This is a genomic window from Sphingomonas sp. PWP1-2, from assembly GCF_049898305.1.
GTDB lineage: Bacteria > Pseudomonadota > Alphaproteobacteria > Sphingomonadales > Sphingomonadaceae > Sphingomonas > Sphingomonas glacialis.
In genome coordinates this window covers 65,740-89,133 of sequence record NZ_JAFCXM010000004.1, presented here as the reverse complement: position 1 = coordinate 89,133, position 23,394 = coordinate 65,740, and the positions used below count along the sequence as shown (strand labels likewise).

The window sequence follows — 23,394 nt, the reverse complement described above, 5'->3', positions numbered from 1 at the left end:
CCTCAAAACCGGCCACGGAAGCCGGCATAGACGCTGCGGCCGAGCGTGCCGTAGCGATAGATCGTCTGATACTGCGCATCGAACAGGTTCTCGATCCGCCCGAACAGCGCGACATGCTGGGTGACCGGCAGCTCGGCGCGCAAATCGACCAGCGTGTAGGGGGCAAGCCGCGTGAAGTGCGCCGCGTCGTTGAAGGTCTCGCCCGACCAGCGGACCGCAACGCCGCCCGAAATACCGCTCGGCAGCGTATAGGTCGCCGATCCGTTCGCCGCATTGCGCGGGCGCCGTGCGAGCTGCAGGCCATAGGTCGCGCCCGGTGACCGGTCTTCCGAGAGCGAATAGGTGTAATTGCCGTCGATCAGCACGCGCTTCCCGAGCCGCAGCGCGCCTTGCGCCTCGACGCCGCGGGCGAAGGCGCGCGACACGTTGGCGTAATAGCCAAAGCGCGCAATCGTCGTGCCGGGCTGAAAGCACACCGCCGTCGTCGGAACGTCAGGGCAGCTGGCAAAAGTGATCAGGTTGGTCGAGCGGCGCTCGAAATAGCTGGCGCCGAGCGTCAGTGCGCCACCGAACAAATGCTGTTCGACGCCGGCTTCCCAGCCCTTGGCCTGTTCGGGCCGGAGCGTCTGGTTCCCGTATTCGGAGAAGAGCTGATACAGCGTCGGTGCCTTGAAGCCCTCGCCATAGCTCGCGCGCAGCGTCGTGCCGCTGCGCAGCGCCCACACCGCGCCCGCCTCGAACAGCGTCTTGCTGCCGAAGCGGCTATGATCGTCGTTGCGCACCCCGCCGCTGAGCGTCAGCCCGTCGGCCACCGTCGCGGTGAGCTTGGCATAAACGCCGGTCAGTGCGGCGCGGGCCCGGTCGGGCGCCGGGATCGGCGTGCCGAGCGTGCCGTCGGGCGATACGGTGCGGAAGCGCGAAACCTCGTGTTCGACGCCGAACACCGCGTCCCAGCCGGTCGCGATGCCGAGGCTGCCTTGATATTCGAGCCGCGAGTTGCGGCCGTTCGCGTCGAAGGTCAGCGGTTGCGGCAGCTCGGGGCTGTAATTGTCACGCTGGATATCGGTATAGCCATAAGCGACGCGATTGCGCAGCCGCCCGCCGAACAGATCGACGTTGAGCCCGGCATAGCCGACGAATTGCGTATCGATCGAAAAGTCCGCCGAATCGCCGGCAAAGCCATCGAGCTCGACGCGACCCCGCGCATAATAGCCGCGCACGTCGGCGCTGATCCCGTCGGCGAGCTTGAGTTCGGCGCGTCCGGTGACGCTCTGGTTGGTATAGCCGTCGGTCTCGGTGCCGCCGAACGCCGGCGCGATGGCGGAGATGCCGGCGGTGGTGAAGCTCTGCGCACCGATGCGGAAGGTCAGCGGCCCGGTCTTGCCGCCGATCGCCGCGCGTGCGCTGACGGTCTCGCGCGATCCGGCCTCGACGTCGAAGCTCCCCTCGATCGGCTTTTGCGGCAGCGCGGTGACGATGTTGACGACGCCGCCGATCGCCTGGCTGCCCCACAGGATCGATTGCGGCCCGCGCAGCACTTCGATCCGGCTCGCGTCGCCGGTGAGGAGGTTGGCGAAATTGTAGCCGCCGCCGGGCGACGAGGGATCGTTGAGCTTGACCCCGTCGATGACGACGACGGTCTGGTCGGTCTCGGCGCCGCGGATGCGCAGCGAGGTGTTGGTGCCATAGCCGCCGTTGCGCGACATGCTGACGCCGGGCGTGCGCACCAGGAGCTCGGTGACGCCGATGTCCTGGCTGCGGTCGATCGCAGCCTTGTCGAGCACGGTGACCGAGGCCGCGACGCGCTCGATCGCGGTCGGCACGCGTGTCGCCGTAACGACGATGTCGGCGCTCGCGTCGGTCGGAATGTCGCTCGCCGCATCGGGGCGTGGCGCTAGCTGGGCATCGTCGGGGCGCGGCGGCGTTTCGGCGAAGGCCGGCGTCGCGATCAGCAGGCCTAGTAGCAGGCCCGAGGTCGATGGGTGGAATCGTTTCATGGCAGTCCCCGCTTGTAGACAGTCGGAGACCTGAAGCGCGCAAGGGGGAGGGCGCGAACCATCCCGCCTGCACGATGCAGGTCGGCGATGTCGTCACGCGGGGTCTTCCCCGTCCGCTCGGCGCACCCTGGCCGGTCGAAAGACGACTGCGACGGGCAGGTCTCCTGGCTCACGGGTCACCGTCGTTCCGGCCGCCTTCTCAGGACCCGAAGGTCCCAATGGCAAATGGCCGGGCAACTCGCCGCTTACAGTTGCAGGGGCAGCCGGGGTTTTCCCGTTCCCTTTTCATCCCCGTCGCCGGGGAACCTGTCGCATGACGGCGCGTAGCCGGGGGACGGAAACGGGTCAATCACCTGGATCAGCTCGCGCGGTCGCGCTACGCCGCCCGTGCAATGCGGCGCGGTTCGGGTATGGTCGCTGGGCAGAAACGAACCCTCGCGCGGGAGTCTAGTGGTGCGTCTCCTGATTGCCGATGACGATGCGCGCGCGCCGCGCCAGCTCGCGAGCGATCTCTGCGCGCTGGCGCACGAGGTCGTGATCGTCGGCGATGGCCGGACCGCGCTCGCACGGGCGACGCAGGAAACGTTCGACGCGGTGCTGCTCGAACTGGTGCTGCCCTATGTCGGCGGGGTCGAGATCACGCGTACGCTGCGCGAGCGCGGGCTCGATCTGCCGATCGTGCTGCTGAGCGTGCATGGCGATTTGCCCGACCGGCTCGCCGGGCTCGATGCCGGCGCCGACGACTATCTTGTCAAGCCGATCGCCGCGGTCGAGATCGAGGCGCGGTTGCGCGCGATCCTGCGGCGGGCGACGCGCAGCGGGGGGCACGGCGTGATGCGTGCGGGCGACATCGAAGTGAACGAAATCAAGTATCGCGCACAACGCGGCGGGCGTGTGCTCGCTTTGCCCAAGCTCGAGTTCCAAATGCTGTGCGAACTGATCCGCAACAAGAATGCGGTCGTCACGCGCGCGATGTTCTATCGCAACGTGTGGCGCTACGACGGCGAGCCCGCGACCAATGTCGTCGAATCCTACATTCGGCGCTTGCGCGGGCATTTGAATGCAGCCGGCGAGCCAGACCCGATCGAGACGATCCGCGGCGTCGGCTATATGCTGGCCGATCACGGTTGAACCGCGCAGGCAAAGAAAAACCCGGCCCGAGCAATGCTCGGACCGGGTCTTCGCGCCTAGTCCCGAGTGATCAGAACTTGGCGGAGAGTTCGAAGCCGTAGGTGCGCGGCGCGTTGAAATTGCCATAGTCGCCGAGGATGCCGCCGTATGCGGTCGAAATCAGCGCACCGGTCGCGCTGTAGTTCTGCACCGGCGTCGAGTTCGCCGACGAGCGACGATAGACGTAGGTCGTGTCGAGCAGGTTGCGCGCCCAGACCGAGACGGTGACCTTGTTATGGTCGTTCACCGCGATGTCGGCGAGCGCGAGGCGCCCATTCATCACGAAGCTGGCGTCGGTCTTGGTGCTCTCGAGCTGGAAGCTGTACTGGCTGCTCGAATAGTTGCCGTCGAGGTGAAGGCGGACGCTGGCATCCCCGATATTGACCGGAAGCACATAGTCGAGCGCGGCGGAGGCCGCATTCTTCGGCGTGTAGACGATGTAGAGCTGCTGCGGCGGCGCACCCGGAGTCAGCGGGTTCACGGCCGAAGGTGCCTTCCAGTAGGTGTAGGCATACGAACCGGTCAGCGTCAGCTGCGGGATCGGCTTCACCGTCAGGTCGATCTCGACGCCGCGGATCTTCGATTTGCCGGCATTGGTGGTCTGCTCGATATGCGCGCCGTTGGTCGGGCTCGAGCCGTTGGTGTCGAAATAGTCGAAGTCGAACTGCGTGTTGCTACGATCCATGATGTAGCCTGCGACGTTGAGGCGCGCGCGGTGATCCCAGAAGTCGGCCTTGGCGCCGATTTCGTACGACTTGACCGCTTCCGGACCGAAGGCGTTGAACTGCAGCGAGCGGTCGTTCGCACCACCGGCGCGGAAGCCGGTCGCATATTTTGCGTAGAAGTGGATGTCGCGCGTTGCGTCGAACGCGATGTTGAACATCGGATCGAAGCGGCTGATGCTGTTCTTGAAGCCGAACGGTGCAACGACGCCGGTCGCACCGGCAAGATCGGTACGGTTGTTGATGACGTAGAGGCTGCCGTGACGGTCGTCCTTGGTCCAGCGACCGCCTGCCGTGATGTGCAGCACGTTGCCGAGCGCCTCGGGCGAGAAGGTCAGATTGCCGAACACCGAATAGTTGTGGTCGGTCGCGGCGCTGGCGCGCGTGATGAACTGGCAGCTGTTGGCGAATTGCGGTGCGGTGGCCGCCAGCGTGTTGTTGCACGATGCATCATAGCGCTGAAGGCCTGAGTTCGCCCCCGTGATCGCGCTCGAATTGCCCGGGATCGGGCTGCGGATCGTATAGGCGGTGCCATCGGCGTTCCACTGGTTGGTCAGCGGGGTGGCGGCATATTCGCTCGCCTGTTCGGTGTAGTAATACGCGCCGACGACATAGTCGAACTGCGGTACGCTGCCGACCGCCTGGAATTCCTGGCTGAACTGGTTCTGCTTGAGGAACGAGAGGCTGTAGCGGCTGAACGTGCCGGTCGTGTTGATCGCGGTCGGGTTCGCGGTGTTGACGACGAACGGCGAGAACGAGCTGCGCTCTGGGCCGCCGGAGTTGTCCCACTGATCGGTCTTGACGCCGCGCCATGCGGTGATCGAGCGCAGCTCGATCCACGGTGCGAGCTTGTACTTCAGATTGGCCGAGAAACCGTGCGTGATGTCGACGCTCGGCTGCTGCGGGACGCCGACATCGGAGATGTACTGGCGCTCGGGATGGACGCCGACGAGCGGCGCCTTGGGCGCGACGCAGATCGGGCGCCCGGCCGCCGACTGCGCTGCGGTGATCGTGCCGCCGCAAGCGGTGCCGGTGCCGGGCACGAACAGCGAGGTGCCAAGGACGCCGGTCGCGCCGTTGGTGTAGGAGCCGACCGCATATTTGCCGGGGTTGTAGTTGAGCAGCTGGCTGAAGTTCGGGCTGTTCTCGTCCTTCGCATAATCATAAGCGAGGTCAGCGGTGAAGCCGTCGATCGGCTGCCAGCGGGCTGCGACGCGGCCGCCCTTGCGGTCGTAATAGTTCCAGCCGGTCGCACCCTGGAGCCGGTTCTTCACCGTCGGATCCTGATGCTGATACACGCCGTCGAACTTGAGCGAGATGTTGTAGAAGCTCGGCAGGTCGAGGTGCAGGTCGGTGTTGCGGGCGCCGTAATTGCCGATGCCAGCGGTGACGCGCGCGTCGAACACGCCGGTCGGGGCCTTCGAGACGAGCGACAGCGCGCCGCCTTCGGTGTTGCGGCCGAACAGCGTGCCCTGCGGACCCTTCAGCACTTCGATGCGCTCGATGTCGAACAGCGCAGCGTTCAGGCCCTGGGTCTTACCCAGCGCGACGCCGTCGATATAGACGCCGACGCCGCCGTCGCGCGCGGTCTGGTTCTGATCGTAGGGGACGATACCGCGGATACCGATCGTCAGCGCCGACTGGCGCGCTTCGAAGGTCGCGACGCGGAGCGACGGGATCGAGCCGTCGGCGAGGTTGAACAGGCTGAGCACGTGGCGATCGGCAATGCCCTGTGCGCTGAGCACGCTGATCGAGATCGGCGTCTTCTGCAGGTTGGTTTCACGACGGGTCGCGGTGACGACGATGTCGCCGATGCCGGCGCCCTGCTCTTCGGGAGCTGCGGCGGGCGTCGTCGCCTGCGTGTCGGCAACCGGTGCGGTGGCCGCGGCGTCGGTGGCCGGAGCGGTCTGCGCCAGGGCTGGCGAAGCGGTGAGAGCGATTAGCGCGCCGCCCATGAGCAGCTGCAGGCGGAAGCCCGAACGAACGATCATTGTGATATCCCCTGAACCAGTCGGGCCGTTTAGCCCCGGTCCGGCTCGGCTAGCGCTCGATTGGGTCAGGAATGTTACATTCGCTGCAACCGGGGTATTACCAAAATATCATTTTCACGTCATAAACCGCGCTTCGATCGATGGCGCCGCCGCGCGGGATCGTTACGTCGCGTAAAATGCGGCGCAAGCGCGCCACTGTACCGGATCTTACGCGCGCCTTTCGGGAAACGATTATTTACGTATTTACCCAAGTGCGGCTAACTTGTCACACAGCGGCGTCTTGTCATGCGCTGCTCTCGCGTGCGCATGGACGTTGCTGATGTCTGATCTGTGCGAGTCGCACCTCTTGCGGGAGTTTTGCGCCGCCCGGACTTTGCGACTAGAGCGCCTCGCGTCATGTCCATATCTTCCCCCACCGCGATCGGCCTCGATTTTGGCACCACCAACTCGGTGGTCGCGCTGTCGCGGGATAATGCTGCCGAACTTGTCGCGCTCGATGCGCCCGACGCGCGCGACCCCGTCTTCCGCTCGGCCTTGTGCTTCTGGGAAGACGACGGGCGCCATCCCGGCGTGCCGAGCGGGCTCGCCGCCGATGCCGGGCCATGGGCGATCCGCGAATATCTCGAATTCCCGCAGGACAGCCGCTTCCTGCAATCGTTCAAGTCGGTGGTGGCGAGCGCGAGCTTCGAATTCGCCAACGTGTTCGAACGCCGCTTGCGCTTCGAGGAGCTCGGCCAGCTGTTCCTCGCCAAGCTCGCTGCACGCGCCGGCGGTGCGCTCGACGGACAGGCGGCGCGCGTCGTCGTGGGGCGGCCGGTCGAGTTCGCGGGCAGCCGCCCGAACGAGGCGCTCGCACGGACGCGCTATGACGCGATGTTTGCCGGGCTCGGTGCCGAGATCCATTATGTCTATGAGCCGATCGGCGCGGCGTTCAGCTATGCGTCGCGGATCAGCGACCCGGCGACGATCCTGGTCGCCGATTTCGGCGGCGGGACGAGCGATTTTTCGGTGGTGCAGATCGCAGCGCCCGGCGCGGCGCGGCGCTGCACCCCGCTCGGCGCGGCGGGCGTCGGGATTGCGGGCGACCGCTTCGACTACCGGATCGTCGACCATCTCGTCATGCCGTTGCTCGGCAAGGGCGGGTCGTATCGCTCGATGGGCAAGGTGCTCGATATTCCGGGGGGCTATTTCAACGATTTCAGCGACTGGTCGCGGCTCGCGCTGATGCGCAACCGCCGCACGCTCGCCGAACTCGACAAATTGCGCCGCAATGCGGTCGAGCCGGATGCGATCACGCGGATGATCGCGGTGATCGAGCAGGAGCTCGGCTACCAATTGTACGACGCGGTCGGGCAAGTGAAGCGCGCGCTGTCGAGCAGCGAGGACGCGCATTTCCACTTTGCCGGTGCGGGGCTGACGGTCGAGGCCGATGTCACGCGCGCCGAGTTCGAGACGTGGATTGCGCCCGACATCGCGCGGATCGGCGACGCGGTCGACCGCGCGCTGGCGACGGCGGCAACGCCGGCGAGCGCAATCGACCGCGTCTTCCTGACCGGCGGTACCTCGCTCACCCCGCGCATTCGTCGCCTGTTCGACGAACGCTTCGGCGAGGAGCGGATCGCGACGGGCGGTGAACTGACCTCGATCGCGCACGGGCTGGCCTTGATCGGTCAGCAGGATGATCTGGCCGCGTGGGCGGCATGAAAAGGATGCTACGATGACCGACCGGGTAAAAGTCTATTTCGACGGCGGTTGCCGCCCCAATCCGGGCAAGATGGAATATGCCTATGTCATCGCCGGCGTGGCGCATGCCGAGCTCGACGCGGGCATAGGCTCGAGCATGGATTCGGAATGGCTCGCGCTGATCGCCGCGCTGAAGGGGGCACAGGCGCTTGGCCTCACCGACTTCGTCCTGCTTGGCGATTCGGTGGCGGTGATCGACATGGCCAATGGCCGCACCAAATGCCGCGGCGACAGCGTCCCGCATCTCGCGGCGTTCCGCGCGCTGTTCGCCGACGGCGCGATGCCCAATCTGCGCTACATCAAGCGCACGCAGAACCTTGCCGGGATCGCGCTGGAGCGCGCGCGGGCGCGGTGACGCTGCTCTACAGCTTCCGCCGCTGCCCCTATGCGATGCGGGCGCGGCTGGCGTTGCTGGCGAGCGGGGAGGCGTTCGAGCTTCGCGAGATCGTGCTGCGCGACAAGCCCGCGGCGATGCTGGCGGCGTCGCCGAAGGGGACGGTGCCGGTATTGGTGTGCGCCGACGGGCGCGTGATCGACGAGAGCCTCGAGATCATGCTGTGGGCGCTCGGGCGGAACGACCCGGAGCGGTGGCTGGCAGGGTATGACGCGGCGCTGGTCGAGACGTTCGACACCCACTTCAAGCACCATCTCGACCGCTACAAATATCCCGAGCGCCACGATGCCGATCCGATCGCAAATCGCGACGCCGGGCTGGCGATGCTGGGGCAGCTCGACACGCGATTGTCGGACAGCGTCCATCTGTGCGGCCCGCAGCGCGCTTTGAGCGACATGGCGATCTTCCCGTTCGTCCGCCAGTTCGCGGCGGTTGACGCTGGCTGGTTCGCCGCGCAGCCCATCGCGCGGGTGCAGCAATGGCTCGCGCGGCATGTCGCGTCGCCTCTGTTCGAGCAGGCGATGCAGCGTTTCGCCCCGTGGACGCCCGACGACATGCCGCTTGTGCTGAACGCAAACGCCTAATCATCCTCCCCGGAACGGGGAGGGGGACCGTGAGCGTTAAGCGAACGGTGGAGGGGCTCGCCGCAAGAACAACGCTTGCGGCTAGCCCTCCGTCAGCCTTCGGCTGCCACCCCCCCGTGCCGGCGAGGATCGGAACCTATGCCTCCGCCAGATGCGCCAGCGCGGTATGAATTTGCGCGACCACCGCCGCGCCTTCGCCGACCGCCGCGGCGACGCGCTTGGTCGACCCCGCGCGGACGTCGCCGATCGCGAACACCCCCGGCCGGCTCGTCTCCAGCGGCAGCGCGGCGCGGCCATAGCCCTTGGCGTCGTCGATGAAATCGTCGCCGGTCAGCACAAAGCCCTTGGCATCGGTCGCGACGCAGCCGTCGAGCCATGCCGTATTGGGATCGGCGCCGATGAACAGAAACAGATGCCGCATCTCGCAGTGCGATTGCGCGCCATCCGCCCGGTTGCGGAAGGTCGCGCCGGCGAGCGCACCCTGCGCATCGCCATCGAGCGCGACGATTTCGCTGCCGACATGCAGCTCGACATTGGGGAGCGCGGCGATCCGATCGATCAGATAGCGCGACATCGTCGCCTCGAGCGGCCGCCGCACGATCAGATGCAACCGCGCGACGTGCGGCGCGAGGAACACCACCGCCTGCCCCGCCGAATTGCCGCCGCCGACCAGCGCGACCTGCTCGCCCGCGCACAACTTGGCCTCGATCGGCGACGCCCAATAGGAGATGCCCGCGCCTTCGAACGTGGCGAGATCGGGAACGTCGGGGCGACGATAGCGCGCGCCCGAGGCGATCACCACGGTGCGCGTGCGCAGCTGTCGGCCCTCGGACAAGTGGAGCGACAGGGGCGCGCGTCTCTTCTCCAAGGCGCACTCGAGCCGCTCGGCGCAGAGCGGGATCGCAACCTCGGCGCCGAACTTGAGCGCTTGGTTGAACGCGCGGCCGGCCAGCGCCTGGCCCGAAATGCCGGTCGGGAAGCCGAGATAATTCTCGATCCGGTTCGACTGGCCCGCCTGACCGCCCATCGCCACTTCGTCGAGCACGATCACGCCGAGCCCCTCGGACGCGGCATAGACCGAGGCGGCGAGGCCAGCCGGCCCAGCGCCGACGATCGCGACGTCATAGACCTTGGCCGGGTCGAGCTCGGTGACCATGCCGAGACAGGCCGCGACTTCGCTCGTGCTCGGATTGCGCAGCACGGTGCCGTTGGGGCAGACCAGCAGCGGCAGTTCGCCAGGAAGCACGCCGAGCCGTTCGACCACGTCGTGGCCTTCGCCGTCGACCGCGGCATCGAGCACGAGGTTGGGATAGCCGCTGCGCGTCAGAAAGCCCTGTAGCGCGAGCACCGCCTTGCTGCCGGGATCGCCGATCAGCACCGAGCCCGATCCGCCCGCCTCGATCAAGCCGACGCGGCGCAGGATCAGCGCGCGCATCACGACCTCGCCGACATCGGCCGATCCGACCATCAGCGCGCGCAGATGCGCCGAATCGAACGGCAGCGCGGTGCATCCCGCATCGCCCGCCGTGCCACCGGCGAGCGACGGGCGTCCGGCAAGCTGGCTGACTTCGCCGCTGAACTGGCCGGGGCCGTGGACCGTGACAGGCGCTTCATCGCTCAACCCGTCGCGGCGGTGCACCGCGATCCCGCCGCTGAGGACGAGCCAGGTCGGGGCATGCTCGTCGCCGATCGCGAAGATCGGCGAGCCGGGTGCGAAGCTTTGCGCCGGGCCGCTGGCGAAGCGCGACGCGGTTTCGACTTGCGCCGGGGTGAGCACCGGGAAGGCCTGTGCCTGACGCGTGTCGATCGTGCTCATGCGAAAGCCCCTGTTCGAAGTGTGCCGATGCGCACGCCTTTAGCACAGTTGGCGCTGCTTGAGCTCGAACCGTCGCATCGCGACGACGCTTGCGCTCAGCGTGCGCAGTAGCTGTCGAGAAACGCCTGATGCGTCGGCATCCGGCCGACCGCGCCCGCGATATTGCCCTTGAGATCGGCAAAGGCGCGCGCGAGATGCGCGTCGCTCAGCACATGCCCCATATGGTGGTAGCCGCCGGGCTCGAGCCGCTGGCCGAGCATCACTTGCAACCACGAATCCGCCTGGAACAGATCGTCGGCGGTCTGCGGCGTGAGCGCGGATTCGGCGAACAGCGCGATCCGCTGCGCGAGTGTATCGGGAATCTCCATCGTCGCGCAGCGCTGCCAGAACGGCTCGCGCCGTTCGTTCAGATGATAATGCAGGATAATGAAGTCGCGCACGCGCTCGAGTTCGGTCTCCGCCAGATCGTTGTAGCGCCGCACGACCGAATCCTTGATCCCGGCAAAGGGGAAGGATTGGATCAGCCGCGTGATGCCGATCATGATGAGATGGATGCTGGTCGATTCGAGCGGTTCGACAAAACCGCTGGCGAGCCCGAGCGCGACGCAGTTCTTGTCCCACACGCGTTTGCGCCGCCCGGTGACGTAGCGGATCGTGCGCGGCTCGGTGATCGTCTCGCCGTCGACCTGCGCGAGCAGTTTCTCGCGCGCGGCGTCGTCCGACAGATACTCGCTGCAATAGACCAGCCCGTTGCCGACGCGGTGCTGGAGCGGGATCTGCCACTGCCAGCCCGCTTCATGCGCGATGGCGCGTGTGTAGGGTCGGGGCGGCGCGACGGCCTTGGTCTGCACCGCGAGCGCGCGGTTGGTCGGCAGCCAGTGGCTCCAATCCTCATAGCCGGCGTTGAGCGTCTGCTCGATCAGCAGCCCGCGAAAGCCCGAGCAATCGACGAACAGATCGCCGTCGATACGGCGTCCGTCGTCGAGCTCGAGCGCTTCGATGAACCCGCTCTCGGCGTTCTGCACGACACCGCCGATCTTGCCCTCGATCCGCGTGACACCGCGCTTTTCGCTGAAATCGCGGAGGTAGCGCGCGTAGAGGCCGGCATCGAAATGATAGGCGTAGTTGATCTTGGCATCGTCGGCGGTGGCGAACTTGCCCGCTTCGGCGGCGGCAAGCTCGAAGCAATAGGCGCCGAGCTCGTCGGCGATCCCCGCCGCGCGGCCGCGCAGCCACATATGCTGGAAGTCGCCCATCCAGATCGACTGGCCGACGCGCCCGAACGAATGGATGTAGCGATCGCCGTCGCGCGCCCAATTCTCGAACGCGATGCCGAGCTTGAAGGTCGCTTGCGTCGCGCGCAAAAATTCGCGCTCGTCGAGTTCGAGCAAGCGGTGGAAGGTGCGGATCGTCGGGATCGTCGCTTCGCCGACGCCGACGGTGCCGATCTCGTCGGATTCGATCAGCACGATCTCGAGCAACGGCCCGAGATGTTTCGCCAGCGCCGCGGCCGCGATCCAGCCCGCGGTGCCGCCGCCCGCGACGACGACGCGCTTGATCGTCTGGTCGGGCGAGGGGGCTGCGGTCATCGGTTGAGCCTTTGCAGAAGCTGCGCGCGCAGTCGTCGCGCGGTGAGATCGGTCAGTGGCGCGAGCGCCCCGTGCATCGGCTCGGGAAGATGCGCGGCGGGGAGATCGGCCGGGCCGAACACATAGTAATCGAACAGCGCGCGCCACGCCTGCTTTTCGGTATCGGGCCGGTCGCGCAAGCTCAGCAAGCCGTGGAGAATGGTGTTCATCGGGCTGTCGAGGAAGCGCGGCGCGTTGTTCCACCAATAATTGACGAGCACGTTGAAGCCGTCGAGCGCCTCGACATTGTGCCACCACAAGGCTGGATAGACGAGCACGTCACCCGGCTCGAGATCGAACACCTCCGCGCTGGCGAGCGCTTCGGCGAAGCGGGGATAGCGTGCCAAATCGGGCGCACGCGCGTCGACCATGCTGACGACCTGGCCGCCGGGCGTCGGCTCGAGCGGGCCCGGGTAGAGGTTGGCGATCTGCGCGGGCGGGAACAGCGTGAAGCGGCGACGACCGACGACGCAGCAGGCGATGTTGTTCGACATGTCGAAATGCGTCGCCGCGGTGGTGCGGTTGCCGATCCAGATGCTCGCGAGCGGCGTCGCGCCTGCAAAATCGGCGGCGAGGTCGTTCTCGGCGCGGAAGCCCGGGAGATAGGTGTCGAGGTCGGTCGAGCCGACGTAGAGCGACGGCGCATCGGGCGCGTCGAGCGTCGACAGCATCCGGTCGAGATAGGCGTCGAGCGCGACGCGCGACGCGGTGAAGTTCATCCCCGTGCCGCTCTCGTCGTAGAAGAAGCGGCCGCCGATCTCGGGCGCGCCGGTATAGCCGACGACTGCCGCACCGCGATCGAACCGCTTGAGATAGGCAGCGGCGGCGGCGGGACTTTCGAGCCCGGCGCGCACGATCGGCCAATCGCGCACCAAAGCGCGCAACACCACCGGACGTTGCTGCGCGATCAGCGTGGCGGGGTGGAGTGGCAGCGTCATGCCGCGCGGCGCTTGCGGTTCTTGAGCTCGATCAGCCGCGTGACATTGCCGAGCGAGGACGCGACGAGGAACGCATGCTGGAGGAAACCCGCGCGGTGCAGCGCATCGAGCGCGGCGGCGTCGAGCCGGGCGAGCCGCTCGGGTCCGATCGTGAAGCAATCGGGCACGCTGTAATGCGTCTCGTCGTCGAGCGCGATGTCGAGCGTGATCGGCTCGATCAGCTCGGCTTGCTCGAACGCGGCGAACATCGGCGCGCGCATCGCGATCCCGTCATGAATCACGCGAAGCACCTTGACGATATGGTCGAGATACGGCGACTGCCCGCCGTGCGGCAGGAAGACCGGCTGGCCATCGGTTGCACCGATGCGCGCGTGGTCGAGATCGACGTGGAGCATCGGTTCGGGCTCGCTGACGCCGTCGCGGTCGACCATGCCGATCAGGAAGGGGCCGCGCTGGTGGAGCGCGGGGATGTGGCGCGCGTCCCAGCCGCGCGGATCGAGGAACAGATTCTCGTCGCGGTCGAGCCCGAGCAAGGCGACGGCATAGAAGGAACCCTCCGCATCGCGCCGAAACACGATCGGATAGTCGCGCTGCGCCGCCTCGAACTCGGTCGGGAAGACGACGCATTGGTTGACCGCATCGCCGAAGCGCGCGGCATGGCCGATGGCAACACGCAGATCGGCATGCGCGATCGTATCGAGAAGAACGGTGTTGGTCATACTGTGATGGTCATGCAGCCGTGATAATCGCCGATCGAGGGAGCGCCAAGCACGGCGCCGACAAATCGCGTCGTATCGTGCACTGTCCGGACGATGCTCCCCCCTCAAGCATCGTCCGGTCAGGCTTCACGCGCTAGAAGCGATAGCGCGCGCCGAACAGGAAGCGGCGTTGCAGCTCCTGTGCGAACCAGACGTTGTTTTCCGACCGGCCATAGGTGCGCAGGCTCGAATTGGTCAGATTGATCGCCTCGAGCGACAGCGCGATCTTCTTGTTGAGATCATAGCTGATGTTCATGTCGAGCTGACCGAACGGCTTGGTGTAGACCGGGTTCTTGTAGCTGTCGCGATTGAGCGACGAGAGGAACTTGTCGCGCCAATTGTAGCTCAGCCGCGCCGAAATACCGTTCTTGTCGTAGATCAGCGTGGCGTTTGCGGTGTTCGACAGCCCGGTCAGCGCGAACTGATCGATGTTCGGATCGCCGCCATTGTTGAAGCCGACATCGCCCTTCACATAGGTAAAACTCGCTGAGACGCCGATGCCGGTGCGCCCGAAGAAATACTGGCCGGCGATCTCGAAGCCGTAGATCTCGGCGTCCTTGTTGTTGATCGGGCGCGAGATCGTGAAGTTGTAGAGCGGATCCGCCGCGGTGCCGTTGATGTCGACCGCCGAGAGGATCTGGTTGACGAACGCCTGGTCGACCGTCTTGGTCACCGCGCTGTAATGCGCGTTGAACTGGCTTGCCGCGGCCGCGGCACCGTCGCGTTGGAGCAGCGCCGAGTAGGTGAACAGGTTGACGTCGCTGATATCGGCGCCGAGTGCGCTGAGCGCGGCCTTTGCCGCCCCCGACGTCGTCCCCGCAGCACCCGAACTTGGGTCGCGCAGGCCGAACAGGCTGCCGTTCGACAGGCCGGTGCCGATGAAATTGTGCACACGCTTGTCGAAGAAGCCCGCCGAGACATAGCTGTCGGGCTTGAAGTAATATTCGAACGACAGATCGATATTGTCCGAAATCAGCGGCGCCAGGTTGGTGTTGCCGGTGTTGGCGGTGGCGACGCCGCCGATCGCCGTCGGCCGCCCTGGCGCGAACACGCTCGTCGAGGAGAAGAGGTTGTCGTAATTCGGGCGTGCGATCGTCCGGCTCGCCGAGAAGCGACCGATCAAGTTGCGCTTGAGTTCGACCTGGAAATCGAACGACGGCAGGATGTTGTCGTACGATCCGATCGCCACCAGCGGTTGCGGGGTCGATCCGACGGTGATCGTGAAGTCGTTGTCGGCAACCCAGGCGATCTGCGTCGGAACCGCCTGAAGCGAGGTCGCGACGTCCTTGGTGTGCTCGTAGCGGCCACCTGCGACGAGGCTTGCTTCGTGGCCCGCAATGTCGCCCTTCCAGGTGACTTGCGCATAACCCGCGTAGATCGTTTCCTTGACCGAATTGTTCTGGTTGGCGGTGATCGAGATCGCGTTGCCCGTCTTGGCATAGGCCGGCGACAGCGCATTGTAGAGCTTCAGTGTATCGCCGCGGAACGCGATCAGGTTCGCGCCGCTCGCCTTGGGGTCATAGCTGCTGAACTTGCACAGCAGGCAGAATTGCTGGAGCACGCCCGGCGCAAGCTTCTGGACGTCGCCAGGGAAATCGACGCTCCAATTGCCCAGCGTCTGCTGCGTCGACACGAGCTGCTGGTTGGTGTCGCTGTCGCGATACAGGCCGCCAAAGTCGAACCGGCTCCCGCCGCCCAGATCCCAGCCGAGGTCGGCGCGGAGTTCCTTGACCTTCTGCTTCTGGCTCGTGGAGTACGTGCGCGCGATCGACGAGCCGACGTCGTTGACGTCGAGGATGCCGTTATGGTTGCCGCCGGGGAGCGTGGAATCGTTGACGACGATGTCCTGCACCGGGATCAGCCCGCTATAATCGACCGAATGCGCGGAGATGACTGTCGCGCCGAGACCGACCAGGGTCGAGCTGGTGCCGTTGGGGTTGTTCGGCAACACCGACGATTTGCCGTAATGTCCGTCGATCGACAGCGTCAGATTGGGGGCGATGTCCCATTTGGCGTTGAGGCCGTAATCCTCGAGCTGGTTCTTCTGCGCGCGCGCCTGCTGCTCGAAGCCGGTGTCCTTCACGCCGGCGATCGTCTCGTGGAGATAGGTCGTCGTCGCGACCGCCTTGTTGCTGTCGAAGGTGACGACGTCGAACGGGCGGTTGAACCAGTTCGATTCATCCGAGCGCTGCTCGCTCTGCAGCGTGCGCGCGTAGAGCGCATCGGCGGTGATCGTCAGCGAGTCGGTCGGCTTGAACTGGACGATCGCCTGGCCGTTGAGCCGCTCATACTTGTTGTCGGAGAAATGATAGCGGCTGTCGTTCGGCACCGAGACCAATTGCTTGGGATCGCCCGGCTTGTTGTTGATCTTGGTGGCGGCGTTGACGAAGCCGTTGCCCGGATCGAGGAATTCGGACAGCGTCTTGATGTTCCACGCGTTCGACGTTGCCGACACCGTCGAGAAATGGCGTTGCTGATAGCTGCCGAACAGCGAGATGCCGAAGGTCTGGTCGGGGTTCGACCAGCTGGCGAGTCCGGTAACTTCGGGGGTCACCACCGATCCGCAATCGACGCAGTCGCTCGCGCTGGTGTCATAGTTGAGCTTGCCGCCGAGGCTGCCGTTGAAGCCCGACGTCCGCGAATCGAGCGGGCGGCGCGTGACGACGTTGATCGTCGCGCCGATCCCGCCCGAGGGGACCGCGGCGCGGCCGGTCTTGTAGACTTCGAGCGTCTTGACGCCTTCCGAAGCGAGGTTCGAGAAATCGAACGAGCGCGTCACGCCAACCGCGCCATCGGCGCTTTCGTCGCCGCCGACGGTCTGGACGTACGACGAGGCGAGCGTGCGGCCGTTCAAGGTGACGAGGTTGAAGCTCGGGCCGAAGCCGCGGACGGTGACTTGCGCGCCCTGGCCGTTGACGCGGTCGATCGACACGCCGGTGATGCGCTGGAGCGATTCGGCCAGGTTGGTGTCGGGGAACTTGCCGATATCCTCGGCCGAGATCGCATCGACGATGCCCGTCGAATTGCGCTTGATCGAAATCGAGCGTTCGAGCGAGGCGCGCACGCCGGTCACGACGATGTCGTCGGGGTTCGTGGTGGGGTTCGTCGTTTCGGGCACTGCATTGGTCGCGGTAGCGCCCTTTTCGGGAGCGAGCGTGCCGGGCGCTGTATCGGCCTGTGGCGTGCCTTGTTGCGCGGCAACGGGTGCTGCCTGCGCCTGGGCCGCCTGTGGAAGTGCGAGTCCGGCGGCGAGCGCGATGAGCGAAGCCGACCACACTTGGGCCGACGCGTGATGATAGGCCTTCATGGACCCCTCCCTGCTGTGTGCGGCCTTATCTGGCCGCTCCGATGACATGCCGACCCCCTGCTGAACCGGCTGGGATAGCGCTATCCTTTTGTCCTACGTTGTCAAGATGAATCTCCGAGTTGCGCCGGCGGGGACGGGGAGGCGCGCATCGCCAATATCGTGTGCAGATGCGAGGAAAACGTACATCTTAAAGCAGATTATGGTCTGTTGAGCGCTTTCGCGCCTCGACCCGAATGTGGGCGACCGGGCAGCCTTCCCCTTTTGTCGCTAGGGATCCCGTCCGCTTTCTTCTGTCAACGCAGTCATACCCTCTAGCGTGAGGGCGGGCGATCTGGTCTATTCCGCGCTCCTCTGGATCGGGATGGCATGAAGCGAACAACGATTGTCGACGTAGGGCGGCTCGCCGGTGTGTCGGCCAAGACGGTATCGCGCGTGCTCAATGGCGAGCCGCATGTCAGCGCGGACGTCCAGCAGCGCGTCCGCGCGGCCGCCGACACGCTCGATTACCACCCCAATGTCTTCGCCCAGGCGCTGGTGCGGCGCAAATCGAACATGATCGGGCTGGTGTATGAGAACCCCAGCCCAAGCTATGTCGTTGAATTGCAACGCGGCGTGCTCGAGCGGCTGACCAACGAGCGCTATCGGCTGGTGGTGATCCCGATCCGCTCGGTCCAGGAAAATGCGAGCGAAGTCGTGGGTCTGCTGCGTTCGGCCGCGCTCGACGGGGTGGTGCTGGCGCCGCCGGCGTCGGACCATCCGCTGATCCTCAAGCAGTTGCACGAAGCGCGCATCTTCTGCGCGCGGATCGCGCCGACGCGGATGATCGACGCCGCGCCGAGCAACCTGGTCGACGATGTCGCCGCCGCGCGCGAGATCGCGGCGTATGTCATCGGCCTTGGCCACCGCGACATCGCCATCATCCGCGGCGATGCGACGCATCCGTCGAGCGAGGCGCGGATGCTCGGCTATACCCAGGCGTTCCACCAGGCGGGGCTCGAACTCAAGTTCGACCGGATCGAGCCTGGCTTGTTCACCTTCGACAGCGGGCTCGCCGCGGCGCGTCACATCCTCGCGCGGCCCTATCGGCCGACCGCGATCCTCTCGCAGAATGACGACATGGCGGTCGGCGCGATGATGGCGGCGCGCGAGTTCGGGCTGTCGATCCCGGGCGATCTGTCGGTCGTCGGGTTCGACGATTCGGAAGTGTCGCGGATCACCTGGCCGCGGCTGACGACGGTGCGCCAGCCGGTGTTCGAGATGGCGGTGGCGGCGACCGAGATGGTGATCGCCCAGCTCGAGGATCGCGCGCCGATCGCGCGGATCGTCCACCCGCATACGCTGATGATCCGCGAATCCGCCGCAACGCCGCGCGCCTGATGCTGCGCCGCTTCGAAGCGTGGTTTTACGGCGTCGGCGATCTCGGCTTCAACTTCGTGTGGCAGTCGATCGAGCTGTATCTGCTGTTCTACTACATCCGTGGCCTCGGCATCGCGCCCGCGGTCGCCTCGGCGATCTTCCTGGCGGGGGCGGCGGTCGACTGGTTGACCGATCCGCTGATCGGCGCGGTGGCGGACCGGCTGGCACCACGGATCCCGTTGCGCGCCTGGGTCTCGATCGGCGGTCCGCTCTCGGTGCTGTTGCTGTGCCTGGCCTTCGCGCCGCCGCCAGTGCCTGCGGCGTGGGTGTCGGGCTATGCGCTCGTCACCTATCTCGCGCTGCGCTTTGCTTACGGCCTCGGCAACATCCCCTACGGCGCGCTCACCGCGCGGCTTTCGCCCGATCCTGCCGATCATCTCAAGCTGACCGGCGCGCGGATGCAGGGCGCGGCGCTCGGCGGGCTGATCGCTGCATTGACCTATGCGCTGCTCCCGGCGGACCGCAGCGGCGGCGCCGATTTCCGGCTCGGCGCGCTGATCCTTGCCGGGCTCGCGATGCCAGCTTTCTTCGCGACGAGCTTCGGCACGACCGAACGCGTCGTGCCGCGCGCGGCGCCACCGCGGCGGCTTGGCGGTGCGGTGGCGGCGATGGTGGCGCTGCTCGTCCGGTCGGCGGCGTTGCGGCGGTTGATCGTCACGATCCTGCTCGTCGGCCTGACGATGACGCTGATCAACAAGTCGCTGCTGTTCCTGTTCGACCAGATCGGCGCGCGGCGGCTCGGCTATTACGTCGCGCTCGTCCCCGCGCTGTCGCTGTTGCTGACCGCGCCGTTATGGGCGCGGCTCGCGCTGCGCTCCGGGCAAGTCGCCACGTTGCGGATCGCGGCGGTCGCGCTGATGGTGGCGGTCGTGCTGCTGCTCGTCGGGCGCGGTGTCGCGCCCGATCTGGTGTGCATCACGCTGGCGATCATCGCAGGGCAGGGGATGTCGGTGATGTTCTGGTCGCTCGTGCCCGCAACCGTCGCGGCGTGCGAGCGGGCCGATACCGATGGCGGCTATGCGGTGCGCGTCTATGCGATGGCGACGATCGCGCGCAAACTGGCGCAAGCGCTTGCCCCGCAAGCGATTGCAATCGCGCTGTATCTGCCCAATGGCGCGCTGCTCGTGGCGATCGCCGGGGTCGCGCTGCTGACGGTGCTTGCAGTGATCTTCTATCCCCCGGTCGGGCCGGAAAACGAGCGCACACCGGCTTGACAGCGCAATGTCAACGTTGTCAATGCGATCCGGCCAAGTGCCGCGCGCCGACGACGCGTGCGCCATCGAATTTGAAGCGGAGCTGGAGGGGATATGAGACGCGAATTTGCCTGGGGCACCGCGCTCGGTGCGTGCCTCGCTGCGAGCGCGGCGATCGCTGCGCCGACTGCGGCAGACCCGGTCGTGCATCCCGCCGTGTGGCCGAGCGTCGCCTGGCCGGTCGCGCCGATCGCGGCCGACGAAGCGCGGATCGCGACGCTGCTTTCGCACATGAGCGTCGAGGAAAAGGTCGGGCAGATCCTCCAGCCCGATATCGACAGCATCAGCCCCGATGAAGTCCGCCGCTATCATATCGGCTCGGTGCTCAACGGCGGCAATTCGGGGCCCAACAAGGACGATTTCGCGCCGGCTCCGAAATGGCTCGAACTCGCCGACCAATTCTATGCCGCGTCGGTCGATCGTTCGGCGGGCGGGCACGGCATCCCCATCCTGTGGGGCACCGACGCGGTCCACGGCCACAGCAATATCGTCGGTGCGACGCTGTTTCCGCAGAATATCGGGCTCGGCGCGACGCGCGATCCCGCGCTGATCGAGCGGATCGGCGCCGCGACTGCGGTCGAGATCCGCACGACGGGGCAGGAATGGACCTTCGCCCCGACGATCACCGTGCCGCAGGATTATCGCTGGGGGCGCGCCTATGAGGGCTATTCGTCGAACCCCGATCTCGTCGCCAGTTACGCTGGGCGGATGATCGTCGGCTTGCAGGGGCGGCCCGACGGCAGCCGGATCCTCGCCGGCCCGCACGTGCTCGCGAGCACCAAGCATTTCATCGCCGATGGCGGGACCTTCCAAGGCCACGACCAGGGCGACGCGCGGATCAGCGAGACCGAGCTGCGCGACGTCCACGGCAAGCCCTATGTCCCCGCGCTCGAGGCCGGTGTCGGCACCGTGATGACGAGCTTTTCGAGCTGGCAGGGGCAGAAGATCGGCGGCAGCAAGGGGCTCGTCACCGATGTGCTCAAGGGCCGGATGAACTTTGGCGGCTTCGTCGTCACTGACTGGAACGCGCACGCGCAGATCGCCGGGTGCAGCCTCGACAATTGCCCGCAGGCGATCAACGCCGGGGTCGACATGTACATGGCGCCCGACAGCTGGCGCGGGCTCTACGCCTCGCTGCTCGCGCAAGCGAAGGACGGCACGGTGCCGATGGCGCGGCTCGACGATGCCGTCGCGCGGATCCTGCGCGTGAAATTGCGGCTCGGGCTGTTCGAGGCGGGCAAGCCCTCGTCGCGCGCACTTGCCGGCGACTGGCGCCAGCTCGGCGCGCCCGCGCACCGTGCGATCGCGCGCGAGGCGGTCGCCAAGTCGCTCGTGCTGCTCAAGAATACCGGCGTGCTCCCGCTCAAGCCGTCCGCGAATATCCTGGTGGCGGGTGACGGCGCCGACGACATCGCTCGGCAATCGGGCGGCTGGACGCTCAGCTGGCAGGGCACTGGGCTCAGCAATGCGATGTTCCCCGGCGCGACGACGCTGTGGGGCGGGATCGCCGCTGCGGTCAAGGCTGGCGGCGGGCAGGCCGAACTCGCACCCGACGGAAAGTATACGCGCAAGCCCGACGCTGCGATCGTGGTGTTTGGCGAGACGCCCTATGCCGAATTCCAGGGCGACATAAAGTCGCTCCAGCTGCGCCCCGAATTGCGCGCACCGCTGGCGACGATGCAGCGGCTCAAGGCGGCGGGGATTCCGGTCGTCGCGGTGATGCTCACCGGGCGGCCGCTGTTCGTCAATCCGATGCTCAATGCGGCCGACGGCTTCGTCGTCGCGTGGCTCCCGGGGAGCGAAGGGGCAGGGGTCGCCGACCGGCTGTTCGCGGCGTCGGGCACCGCCGCGCCGTTCACGGGCAAGCTCCCCGCCGACTGGCCGCTGACCGCCAAGCCCGGCGGCCCCAAGCTCTATTCGTTCGGCTACGGCTTGACCGGGCGCGAGCGGCGCGCCGCGTGGAAGCCGCTGTCCGAGGATGCCGGCGTGGTCGACCCGGGCACCGACGGCGTCTTTCTCAAGGCCGGCGTGGCGACGCCGGGCTGGTCGCTGCGCGTCGGCGATGCGACGGCCATGACCGCGATCACGAGCGTCCCCGCCCAAGCACTGGCGGGACGGATCAAGGTCACCGCGATCGATTACGGCGTGCAGGAAGGCGCGCGGCACTTCTCGCTCGCCGGGGGTGCGCCGCAAGCGATCGAACTGCGCAGTTCCGACCCCGTCGACCTGTCGCGCGAAAGCAATGGTGATGTGATGCTGCTCGCGACCATGCGGCTCGACGCGCCGCAGGGCAGCGATCTCACGCTCGGTGTGACCTGCGGGACGGGCTGCGGCGGGTCACGCCCGCTTCCGGCGGGCACGCTGCCGGTCGGGAGATGGCGCGTCGTCGGCATCCCGCTCAAATGCTTTGCCGCTACCAACGGGCGCACGGGTGCCGACGTCAAGGCGATCGACGCGCCGTTCGTGCTGCGCACCAGCCAGACGCTCGAGATCAGCCTTGCGCGCGTCTCGCTCGGGATGGTCGCCGACGACGTGCTGGCGTGTCAGCCGTGATCCGCGCGCCTCACGCAGCGCGCGGCGGTGCGTCCGATTCGCGGCGGATCAGCGTATAGGCGATCCGGACGTGCGGCTCGGCAATCTCGCCCGGCGCCGTGCTCCGGTCGAGCCGCAGCGCCTCGACGAGCAATTCGACCGCCATCCGCGCCATGTCGGTGACGGGCTGGCGGATCGTGGTGAGTTCGGGCCAGATCGTCGTCGCGAGCGCCGAATCGTCGAAGCCGACGACGGCGAGATCGCGCGGCACGTCGAGCCCACGGCGATGCGCGACCGCGATCGCGGCAGCGGCCATGTCGTCGTTCGCCGCGAAGATCGCGCTCGGCGGCTCGGGCAGGTCGAGCAGCCGTTCGGCGGCTTCCAACCCCGAGCGATAGGTGAACAGGCCATCGGCAATAAGCGCGTCGATGATGGACAGATCGAGATCGGCGAGTGCCGCGCGATAGCCTTCGAGCCGCTCAGCGCTCGCGGTCTGGTTGGGCGCGCCGGTGATGAAGCCGATCCGGCGGTGGCCGAGATCGCCGAGATGCCGTGTCATGTCATAGGCCGCGCGGCGATCGTCGATGCTGACCGACAGCGCCCAGCCCGGCGCACGCCCGGTCGAAATCGCCACCACCGGGATGCCGCGTTCGTGCAACGCCTCGAGCACCAGCGCCGAATCGCACAGCGGCGGCGGCAGGATAATACCGTCGATCCGTCCGCGCGTGAGATGCTCGATCGCGGCGATCTCGGTGCCGGTCTCGCATTTCTCGATCAGGATCTGGACCGTCTGGCGGCTCGCCTGGTCGAGACAGCCGATCAGGAACTCGCTGAAATAGAAGAAGCTCGGATTGGTGTGGAGCACGCCGATCCGCACATCCTCGCCGCCCGCGAGCATCCGCGCGGCGGCGTTAGGCGCATAATTGAGCGCGGCGATCGCTGCCTCGACGCGTTCGCGCGTTGCCGGGCGCACGCTGGCCTTGTCGTTGATCACACGCGACACCGTCATCGGCGAAACGCCGGCACGCGCCGCGACGTCACTGACCGTCGGGACATTGTGCTGGCGGCGTGAGCTGCGGGGTTCCTTCATGCGCGTCCTTTCGGAGCCGACCCTATGGCGGAGCGATGGCATGCGGCAAGTCGCA

At 66.6% G+C, this 23,394-nt stretch carries 15 protein-coding genes and 1 riboswitch; of the genes, 7 read left to right on the top strand and 8 right to left on the bottom strand.

Going from position 1 to position 23,394, the window contains the following annotated elements; all coding sequences use genetic code 11:
* Nucleotides 1-2: 2 nt before the first annotated feature.
* On the bottom strand, nt 3-1,997 hold the full coding sequence (locus tag ACP7C5_RS11415; protein ID WP_426264339.1) for a TonB-dependent receptor plug domain-containing protein: 1,995 nt from the start codon (nt 1,995-1,997) through the stop codon (nt 3-5).
* A 137-nt stretch (nt 1,998-2,134) separates the two neighbouring features.
* Nucleotides 2,135-2,322: riboswitch (cobalamin riboswitch) on the bottom strand.
* A 128-nt stretch (nt 2,323-2,450) separates the two neighbouring features.
* Between ACP7C5_RS11415 and ACP7C5_RS11410 the strand changes: the two genes are divergently transcribed.
* Complete coding sequence (locus ACP7C5_RS11410; protein ID WP_426264338.1) at nt 2,451-3,128, top strand: response regulator transcription factor; 678 nt, start codon at nt 2,451-2,453, stop codon at nt 3,126-3,128.
* 70 nt (nt 3,129-3,198) lie between these two features.
* On the opposite strand, the gene ACP7C5_RS11405 is transcribed toward ACP7C5_RS11410, so the two are convergent.
* Complete coding sequence (locus ACP7C5_RS11405) at nt 3,199-5,880, bottom strand: TonB-dependent receptor (RefSeq protein ID WP_189676329.1); 2,682 nt, start codon at nt 5,878-5,880, stop codon at nt 3,199-3,201.
* A 396-nt stretch (nt 5,881-6,276) separates the two neighbouring features.
* On the opposite strand from ACP7C5_RS11405, the gene ACP7C5_RS11400 reads away from it, so the two are divergent.
* From ACP7C5_RS11400 to ACP7C5_RS11390, 3 genes are read left to right on the top strand one after another with little or no spacing between them, the layout of a single operon-like run.
* The gene (locus tag ACP7C5_RS11400; protein ID WP_426264337.1) at nt 6,277-7,584 is read left to right on the top strand and encodes an Hsp70 family protein; all 1,308 of its coding nucleotides are present in this window, start codon (nt 6,277-6,279) and stop codon (nt 7,582-7,584) included.
* 13 nt (nt 7,585-7,597) lie between these two features.
* Nucleotides 7,598-7,978 carry a reverse transcriptase-like protein gene (locus ACP7C5_RS11395; protein ID WP_189676327.1) on the top strand — a complete coding sequence of 127 codons (381 nt, stop codon included), beginning with the start codon at nt 7,598-7,600 and terminating at the stop codon, nt 7,976-7,978.
* Nucleotides 7,975-8,601, top strand: a complete 627-nt coding sequence (locus ACP7C5_RS11390; RefSeq protein WP_426264336.1) for a glutathione S-transferase — start codon at nt 7,975-7,977, stop codon at nt 8,599-8,601. The genes ACP7C5_RS11395 and ACP7C5_RS11390 overlap by 4 nt, the downstream gene beginning before the upstream one ends.
* Before the next feature lie 136 nt (nt 8,602-8,737).
* Here ACP7C5_RS11390 and ACP7C5_RS11385 read toward each other — a convergent pair whose 3' ends face one another.
* The 5 genes from ACP7C5_RS11385 to ACP7C5_RS11365 form a co-directional block, all read right to left on the bottom strand.
* A complete protein-coding gene (locus tag ACP7C5_RS11385) occupies nt 8,738-10,417 on the bottom strand; it encodes an FAD-dependent oxidoreductase (protein WP_426264335.1) in 1,680 nt (559 codons plus the stop codon).
* 95 nt (nt 10,418-10,512) lie between these two features.
* A complete protein-coding gene (locus tag ACP7C5_RS11380; protein WP_426264334.1) occupies nt 10,513-12,006 on the bottom strand; it encodes a tryptophan halogenase family protein in 1,494 nt (497 codons plus the stop codon).
* Nucleotides 12,003-12,983, bottom strand: coding sequence for a cupin-like domain-containing protein (locus ACP7C5_RS11375; protein WP_354287259.1), 981 nt, complete (start codon nt 12,981-12,983; stop codon nt 12,003-12,005). Before ACP7C5_RS11375 ends, ACP7C5_RS11380 begins: the two co-directional genes overlap by 4 nt.
* A complete protein-coding gene (locus ACP7C5_RS11370) occupies nt 12,980-13,702 on the bottom strand; it encodes a SapC family protein (RefSeq protein WP_426264333.1) in 723 nt (240 codons plus the stop codon). Before ACP7C5_RS11370 ends, ACP7C5_RS11375 begins: the two co-directional genes overlap by 4 nt.
* Nucleotides 13,703-13,835: 133 nt before the next feature.
* Nucleotides 13,836-17,048, bottom strand: coding sequence for a TonB-dependent receptor (locus tag ACP7C5_RS11365; protein ID WP_426264332.1), 3,213 nt, complete (start codon nt 17,046-17,048; stop codon nt 13,836-13,838).
* A 366-nt stretch (nt 17,049-17,414) separates the two neighbouring features.
* Here ACP7C5_RS11365 and ACP7C5_RS11360 point away from each other — a divergent pair, with 366 nt between their 5' ends.
* The 3 genes from ACP7C5_RS11360 to ACP7C5_RS11350 all read left to right on the top strand — a co-directional run bounded on the left by ACP7C5_RS11360 (nt 17,415) and on the right by ACP7C5_RS11350 (nt 22,270).
* On the top strand, nt 17,415-18,425 hold the full coding sequence (locus ACP7C5_RS11360) for a LacI family DNA-binding transcriptional regulator (RefSeq protein WP_426264331.1): 1,011 nt from the start codon (nt 17,415-17,417) through the stop codon (nt 18,423-18,425).
* On the top strand, nt 18,425-19,678 hold the full coding sequence (locus tag ACP7C5_RS11355; protein ID WP_426264330.1) for an MFS transporter: 1,254 nt from the start codon (nt 18,425-18,427) through the stop codon (nt 19,676-19,678). Before ACP7C5_RS11360 ends, ACP7C5_RS11355 begins: the two co-directional genes overlap by 1 nt.
* 93 nt (nt 19,679-19,771) lie before the next feature.
* A complete protein-coding gene (locus ACP7C5_RS11350; RefSeq protein ID WP_426264329.1) occupies nt 19,772-22,270 on the top strand; it encodes a glycoside hydrolase family 3 N-terminal domain-containing protein in 2,499 nt (832 codons plus the stop codon).
* Nucleotides 22,271-22,280: 10 nt separating this feature from the next.
* On the opposite strand, the gene ACP7C5_RS11345 is transcribed toward ACP7C5_RS11350, so the two are convergent.
* Nucleotides 22,281-23,339 carry a LacI family DNA-binding transcriptional regulator gene (locus ACP7C5_RS11345; protein WP_426264328.1) on the bottom strand — a complete coding sequence of 353 codons (1,059 nt, stop codon included), beginning with the start codon at nt 23,337-23,339 and terminating at the stop codon, nt 22,281-22,283.
* Nucleotides 23,340-23,394: the final 55 nt, after the last annotated feature.